This window comes from Enterobacter sp. CM29 (genome assembly GCF_013179605.1).
GTDB classification, from domain to species: domain Bacteria; phylum Pseudomonadota; class Gammaproteobacteria; order Enterobacterales; family Enterobacteriaceae; genus Enterobacter; species Enterobacter intestinihominis.
This window is the reverse complement of the sequence record NZ_JABMCU010000223.1, coordinates 1-6638: the sequence shown is the minus strand read 5'-3', so window position 1 is coordinate 6638 and position 6638 is coordinate 1. Positions and strand designations below refer to the sequence as shown.

The following is a 6638-nucleotide window of genomic DNA, read 5'->3' as shown; positions in this document are numbered from 1 at the left end:
ACTTTGATCACGTTCCAGCCTGCACCCGCGAAGATGCCTTCCAGTTCGTTAATGATCTTGCCGTTACCGGTTACCGGACCATCCAGACGTTGCAGGTTACAGTTGATGATGAAGCACAGGTTGTCCAGCTTCTCACGGGTCGCGATGGTGATCGCGCCTTTAGATTCTGGCTCATCCATTTCACCGTCGCCCAGGAAGGCGTAAACGGTCTGCTCAGAGGTGTCTTTCAGACCACGGTGTTCCAGGTACTTCAGGAATTTAGCCTGATAGATTGCACCAATAGGACCCAGACCCATAGATACGGTCGGGAACTGCCAGAACTCAGGCATCAGTTTAGGGTGCGGATAAGAAGACAGACCCTTACCGTGAACTTCCTGACGGAAGTTGTTCATCTGCTCTTCAGTCAGACGACCTTCCAGGAAGGCACGTGCATAGATGCCCGGAGAGATGTGGCCCTGGAAGTACACCAGATCGCCGCCGTCTTTCTCGTTGGCTGCACGGAAGAAGTGGTTGAAGCACACTTCGTAAACGGTCGCAGAGGACTGGAAGGACGCCATGTGGCCACCCAGTTCCAGATCTTTCTTGGATGCGCGCAGAACGGTCATGATAGCGTTCCAGCGGATAGCAGAACGGATACGGCGTTCCAGATCCAGATTGCCCGGGTATTCCGGTTCGTCTTCGACGGCAATCGTGTTTACGTAGTTGCTAGCCCCTGCACCTGAAGCCACTTTCACGCCGCCTTTGCGCGCTTCTGAAAGCAGCTGATCAATCAGATACTGAGCACGCTCAACACCTTCTTCACGGATGACCGATTCGATCGCCTGTAGCCAGTCGCGAGTTTCGATCGGATCCACGTCATTTTGGAGACGTTCTGACATGGGGGTATTCCTTATCTATCTAATACGTTGATTTGTCTGGAACCTGTCCCATTGTGCTCTCGGTTAAGAACACAATAAGACAGGTTCTGCGTTTAGTTGCCGCGCTCTAAAAGTACCTGGCGCTTAATCCTTTCGTTGCTGTATGCGGCGCAATGAACGCTCGCGACGCGATTGTTCACGGCTGCGGTCCAGCAAGATTTCCTCAATGAAAGCCAGATGGCGGTGCGACGCTTCACGCGCCTGCTCCGGTTCCCCGGCCATTATCGCCTCGAATACTCGGGTGCGATGGTTGCTTACCAGCGGGAGCATCTCCCGACGGGCATACAACAATTCAAAATTCTGACGAACGTTCTGGGCCAGCATGGGCTCCATGCAGCGTAGCAGATGGAGGAGCACCACGTTGTGCGCTGCTTCGGTGACGGCAATTTGATACTGGACAACGGCGCTGGATTCGGCGTCTAAGTCGCCGGACTGCTGTGCCCGTTCAATGGCCTGATGCAGCTCGCGAATACGTACGCGGTCTTCATCAGTGCTGCGAAGGGCGGCGTAATAGGCCGCGATACCTTCCAGCGCGTGACGGGTCTCAAGCAGATCAAACTGGGATTCTGGGTGGTCAGAGAGAAGTTCTACCAGCGGGTCGCTGAAGCTCTGCCACAGGCTGTTTTGCACAAAGGTTCCGCCACCCTGACGACGGAGCAACAGGCCCTTTGCTTCGAGACGTTGAATCGCCTCACGCAGAGAGGGGCGTGAAACGTCGAACTGTTTTGCCAGCTCGCGTTCTGGCGGGAGTTTCTCGCCCGGGCGCAGTGTCCCTTCGAGAATCAAAAACTCCAGCTGCTGCTCAATCACATCGGAAAGTTTTGGTTGGCGAATTTTGCTGTAGGCCATATTCCCTGTCTTACGCCTTTTTGCCCGGAGTCAATTGGTCTTACCAATTTCATGTTCGTATCGCTAAAGTAACAAAGTATTCACCTTCTGTCCATATTGGTTTTGATTGAAATCAGGAAACCCGGCACATTTTAACAACCTTACAGAACTAACGTTTCAGGAATGTAACTTTGCACAAATGAAATGGTTACTCCCAAAGGGGCAGTTTTAACCATATTTAAACGAGGGCTTTTGCAATCTGAAGCGATTCAACAAGGCAAAATATGAAAATTCGCCCACTTATGACGCATTTCTATTCTATAGGTTGGGGTATGAGGGGTTAACGTACCGATTTACAATTGGTTTCTTTTTATTCAAGTCGTCATCATCCCTTCATAAAGCAGGTGCATTCGCTGGCACTTACCACTATTCTGGCGCTAACGGAAGCCATCTCCGCTTTTTTCGGTATCGTTAACCGTAAAGAAATAAATACAGAATATGGACTTTCATAATTACACACGCACAGCGTGAACATAACAACCACACACGAGGTTTCAAATGGAAGCTCAACAGCATGGCGATCAGCTAAAGCGCGGTCTTAAAAACCGCCATATTCAGCTCATCGCCCTGGGCGGTGCTATTGGTACTGGCCTGTTTCTGGGCAGTGCGTCCGTTATCCAGTCGGCCGGTCCGGGCATCATTCTGGGTTACGCGATTGCAGGTTTCATTGCGTTTTTGATTATGCGCCAGTTAGGGGAAATGGTCGTTGAGGAGCCGGTTGCAGGCTCTTTTAGCCACTTTGCCTATAAATACTGGGGCAGCTTTGCGGGCTTCGCCTCTGGATGGAACTACTGGGTTCTTTACGTGCTGGTTGCTATGGCGGAACTCACCGCCGTCGGTAAATACATTCAATTCTGGTACCCGGAGATCCCCACTTGGGCGTCTGCGGCAGTCTTCTTCGTGCTGATCAACGCCATTAATCTGACCAACGTGAAAGTGTTTGGGGAAATGGAGTTCTGGTTCGCCATTATCAAAGTAATTGCCGTTGTAGCGATGATCATTTTTGGCGGCTGGTTGCTCTTCAGCGGCAACGGTGGCCCGCAGGCAACCGTACGCAACCTCTGGGAACAGGGCGGGTTCCTGCCGCACGGCATGACCGGCCTGGTAATGATGATGGCGATCATTATGTTCTCCTTCGGCGGTCTGGAGCTGGTGGGCATCACCGCCGCGGAAGCCGACAACCCGGAGCAGAGCATCCCGAAAGCCACAAATCAGGTTATCTACCGTATTCTGATCTTCTACGTGGGCTCCCTGGCGGTCCTGCTCTCCCTGCTGCCATGGACACGCGTCACGGCGGATACCAGCCCGTTTGTGCTGATCTTCCACGAGCTGGGCGACACCTTCGTGGCGAACGCGCTCAACGTCGTAGTGCTGACCGCCGCGCTCTCTGTTTATAACAGCTGCGTTTACTGCAACAGCCGTATGCTGTTCGGCCTGGCGCAACAGGGCAACGCACCGAAAGCGCTGCTTACCGTTGATAAACGTGGCGTACCGGTTAACACCATTATCGTGTCGGCGGTCGTGACGGCGCTTTGCGTTCTGATTAACTACCTGGCACCGGAATCGGCCTTCGGCCTGCTGATGGCGTTGGTGGTTTCCGCGCTGGTGATCAACTGGGCGATGATTAGCCTCGCGCACATCAAGTTCCGCCGCGCCAAGCAGCAGCAGGGCGTAACCACGCGCTTCCCTGCCCTGCTCTATCCGCTGGGGAACTGGGTTTGCCTGCTGTTCATGGCGGCCGTGCTGGTCATCATGCTCATCACGCCAGGCATGGCGATTTCCGTCTACCTCATCCCGGTGTGGATTGCGATCCTCGGCGTGGGCTATATGGTGAAACAGAAAAATGCCAAAACGGTGAAAGCGCACTAAGTGTTTTCTCGCTGTACCCGCGGTTGCGGGTACAGCGTCTTGTTACCTTCCTCACAAATTCACGCCAACAGCAAAATCCTCCATATCACCGCCCTTATATTGCAACGCATATATCCGTTTGCCAGCGAATAATTCTCTCCATACCGAAACCCGGAGATCTGTCGATGGATAACAACAAACTGTCAGTAAAAGAAAAGATCGGCTATGGCATGGGTGACGCCGGATGCAACATTATCTTTGGCGCCATCATGTTATTTGTTAACTATTTTTATACGGATATTTTTGGTCTGGCGCCTGCGCTGGTTGGGGTACTGCTGCTGTCCGTTCGCGTGATTGACGCCGTAACGGACCCAATCATGGGCGCGATTGCCGACCGTACCCGCAGCAAATATGGCCGATTTCGTCCATGGCTACTGTGGATTGCCTTCCCCTATGCGCTGTTCAGCATCCTGATGTTCACCACCCCAGAGTGGAGCTATAACAGCAAAGTTATCTATGCATTTGTCACCTACTTCCTGCTGTCGCTGACCTATACCGCCATCAACATTCCGTACTGCTCGCTCGGCGGCGTAATCACCAACGACCCGAAAGAGCGCGTTGCCTGCCAGTCCTATCGTTTTGTTATGGTCGGTATCGCCACGCTGCTGCTGTCGCTTACGCTCCTGCCAATGGCCGACTGGTTCGGTGGGGATAACAAAGCCAAAGGCTACCAGATGGCGATGACCGTGCTGGCGCTGATTGGTACCTGCATGTTCCTGTTCTGCTTCGCCACGGTGCGCGAGCGCGTTCGCCCGGCGGTACAAACCCACGACGAACTGAAAAACGACCTGAAGGATGTGTGGAAGAATGACCAGTGGGTGCGCATTCTGCTTCTGACGCTCTGCAACGTCTGCCCGGGCTTTATCCGCATGGCGGCCACCATGTATTACGTCACCTGGGTAATGGGGCAAAGCACCCATTTCGCCACGCTGTTTATCAGCCTGGGCGTTGTCGGCATGATGTTCGGCAGTATGCTGGCGAAAGTGCTGACCGACCGCTGGTGCAAGCTGAACGTCTTCTTCTGGACCAACATCGCGCTGGCGATTTTCTCCTGCGCCTTCTACTTCTTCGACCCGAAAGCGACGACAACCATTGTTGTGCTTTACGTCCTGCTGAATATCCTGCACCAGATCCCATCCCCTCTGCACTGGTCACTGATGGCCGACGTGGACGACTACGGTGAATGGAAAACCGGGAAACGTATCACCGGGATCAGCTTCTCCGGCAACATCTTCTTCCTGAAGCTGGGTCTGGCGATTGCCGGGGCGATGGTTGGCTTCCTGCTCTCCTGGTACGGTTATGACGCGGGCGCAAAAGCGCAGAGCGCGGATGCCATCAACGGCATTGTGCTGCTCTTTACCGTCATCCCTGGCATTGGATATTTAATTACCGCGGGCGTTGTACGTCTGCTGAAAGTGGACCGTGAGACCATGAAGCAAATCCAGTCCGATCTGGAGAAGCGTCGCACCAACTATCGTGAACTGAGCGACTATCAGGAATTTAAAGCCGCTGAGACTAAATAAGGAAAGCCGAATGCAAACCTGGCCAAACCCGTTTATTGAACAACGCGCCGACCCGTATATCCTGCGTCACGAAGGACAATATTACTTTATCGCCTCCGTGCCGGAGTATGACCGGCTGGCGATCCGCCGCGCGGACTCGCTGGAAGGTTTACGCAATGCCGAAGAGGTAGTTGTCTGGCGCAAGCCCGACACCGGTCCGATGAGCCAGCTGATCTGGGCACCGGAACTGCATCATATCGACGGCAAGTGGTACATCTACTTTGCCGCCACACATACCCAGGCGCTCGACGAACTCGGGATGTTCCAGCATCGCATGTTCGCCATTGAATGCGCAGATCGCGATCCGCTCACCGGTACGTGGGTGGAAAAAGGGCAAATCAAAACCCCGTTTGACACCTTCGCGCTGGATGCCACTACCTTTGTGCATCAGGGCAAACGCTGGTATCTGTGGGCGCAAAAAGCCCCGGACATTTCCGGTAACTCCAATCTTTACCTGTGTGAAACGGAAAATCCGTGGACGCTGAAAGGCGAGCCGGTGATGCTCAGTAAACCGGAATATGACTGGGAGTGCCGCGGATTCTGGGTCAACGAAGGCCCGGCGGTGCTGTTCCATGGTGATAAGCTATTTATCAGCTATTCCGCCAGCGCCACCGACGAGAATTACTGCATGGGATTACTGTGGATAGACGTAGATGCCGATCCGCAAAACCCGGCTAACTGGCATAAATCCCCGCGCCCGGTGTTCGTCACCAGCTACGAAAACCGTCAGTATGGACCAGGCCATAACAGCTTTACGCAGACGCTGGAAGGCGACGATGTGCTGGTCTACCACGCGCGAAACTACACTGAAATTGAAGGCGATCCGCTTTACGATCCGAATCGCCACACTCGCCTGAAGCTCGTCCGCTGGGACGACAACGGGATGCCTGATTTCGGCATCCCGCCTGCGGATACGCTGTAACGGCTTCGGCGCGCTGGGTCAGACCAGCGTGCCGTAAATCGTCAGCAACGCCACAATCACCACCACCACAAACGACGTTTTTTTCGCCATCGAGACGGCAGCTTTAGGCGTTTCGACTTTGTTCGTGTGCGGCTCGCGAGCCAGCGAGAATTGAGCCAGTCGGGTTAAGACCTGATACTGCGCGGTATGGCGGTCTGCAAGGGAGGCAAACCACGCTGGCAACGCCTTTTCACCGTGACCGATGAGGGCATAGACCACGCCGACCAGTCGCACCGGAAGCCAGTCGAGCACGTGCAGAATGGCATCAATGCCGGACTGGAGACGTTCATGCGGCGTAAGATAGCGGGCAAGCCAGGTCTGCCAGGCGCGCAGAAAAGCATAGCCCATCAGCAGTACTGGTCCCCATGGACCACCCACCACAAACCAGAACAGCGGCGCCAG

The 6638-nt window shown here is 54.2% G+C and carries 5 protein-coding genes and 1 pseudogene; 3 read left to right on the top strand and 3 right to left on the bottom strand.

Annotation, left to right across the window (positions count from 1 at the left end; translation table 11 throughout):
• Nucleotides 1-878 (bottom strand): annotated as a pseudogene (gene aceE / locus HP459_RS20175) (pyruvate dehydrogenase (acetyl-transferring), homodimeric type); the annotation flags it as partial.
• Nucleotides 879-1001: 123 nt separating this feature from the next.
• Nucleotides 1002-1766, bottom strand: a complete 765-nt coding sequence (gene pdhR / locus HP459_RS20170; RefSeq protein ID WP_006173806.1) for a pyruvate dehydrogenase complex transcriptional repressor PdhR — start codon at nt 1764-1766, stop codon at nt 1002-1004.
• Between the two features lie 537 nt (nt 1767-2303).
• On the opposite strand from pdhR, the gene aroP reads away from it, so the two are divergent.
• The 3 genes from aroP (at nt 2304) to HP459_RS20155 (ending at nt 6197) form a co-directional block, all read left to right on the top strand.
• The gene (gene aroP, locus HP459_RS20165) at nt 2304-3674 is read left to right on the top strand and encodes an aromatic amino acid transporter AroP (protein ID WP_023299335.1); all 1371 of its coding nucleotides are present in this window, start codon (nt 2304-2306) and stop codon (nt 3672-3674) included.
• Between the two features lie 164 nt (nt 3675-3838).
• Nucleotides 3839-5236: an MFS transporter gene (locus tag HP459_RS20160; RefSeq protein WP_171936717.1), complete on the top strand. Its 1398-nt coding sequence runs from the start codon at nt 3839-3841 to the stop codon at nt 5234-5236.
• 10 nt (nt 5237-5246) lie between these two features.
• The gene (locus HP459_RS20155) at nt 5247-6197 is read left to right on the top strand and encodes a family 43 glycosylhydrolase (protein ID WP_046619926.1); all 951 of its coding nucleotides are present in this window, start codon (nt 5247-5249) and stop codon (nt 6195-6197) included.
• Between the two features lie 18 nt (nt 6198-6215).
• On the opposite strand, the gene ampE is transcribed toward HP459_RS20155, so the two are convergent.
• Nucleotides 6216-6638, bottom strand: a 423-nt coding sequence (gene ampE, locus HP459_RS20150; RefSeq protein ID WP_171936716.1) for a regulatory signaling modulator protein AmpE, incomplete at its 5' end; no start/stop codon positions are given.

Coding starts and splice junctions, on each gene's coding strand:
- pdhR (WP_006173806.1), bottom strand. CDS start 1,766: ATGGCCTACAGCAAAATTCGCCAACCAAAACTTTCCGATGTGATTGAG.
- HP459_RS20155 (WP_046619926.1), top strand. CDS start 5,247: ATGCAAACCTGGCCAAACCCGTTTATTGAACAACGCGCCGACCCGTAT.
- HP459_RS20160 (WP_171936717.1), top strand. CDS start 3,839: ATGGATAACAACAAACTGTCAGTAAAAGAAAAGATCGGCTATGGCATG.
- aroP (WP_023299335.1), top strand. CDS start 2,304: ATGGAAGCTCAACAGCATGGCGATCAGCTAAAGCGCGGTCTTAAAAAC.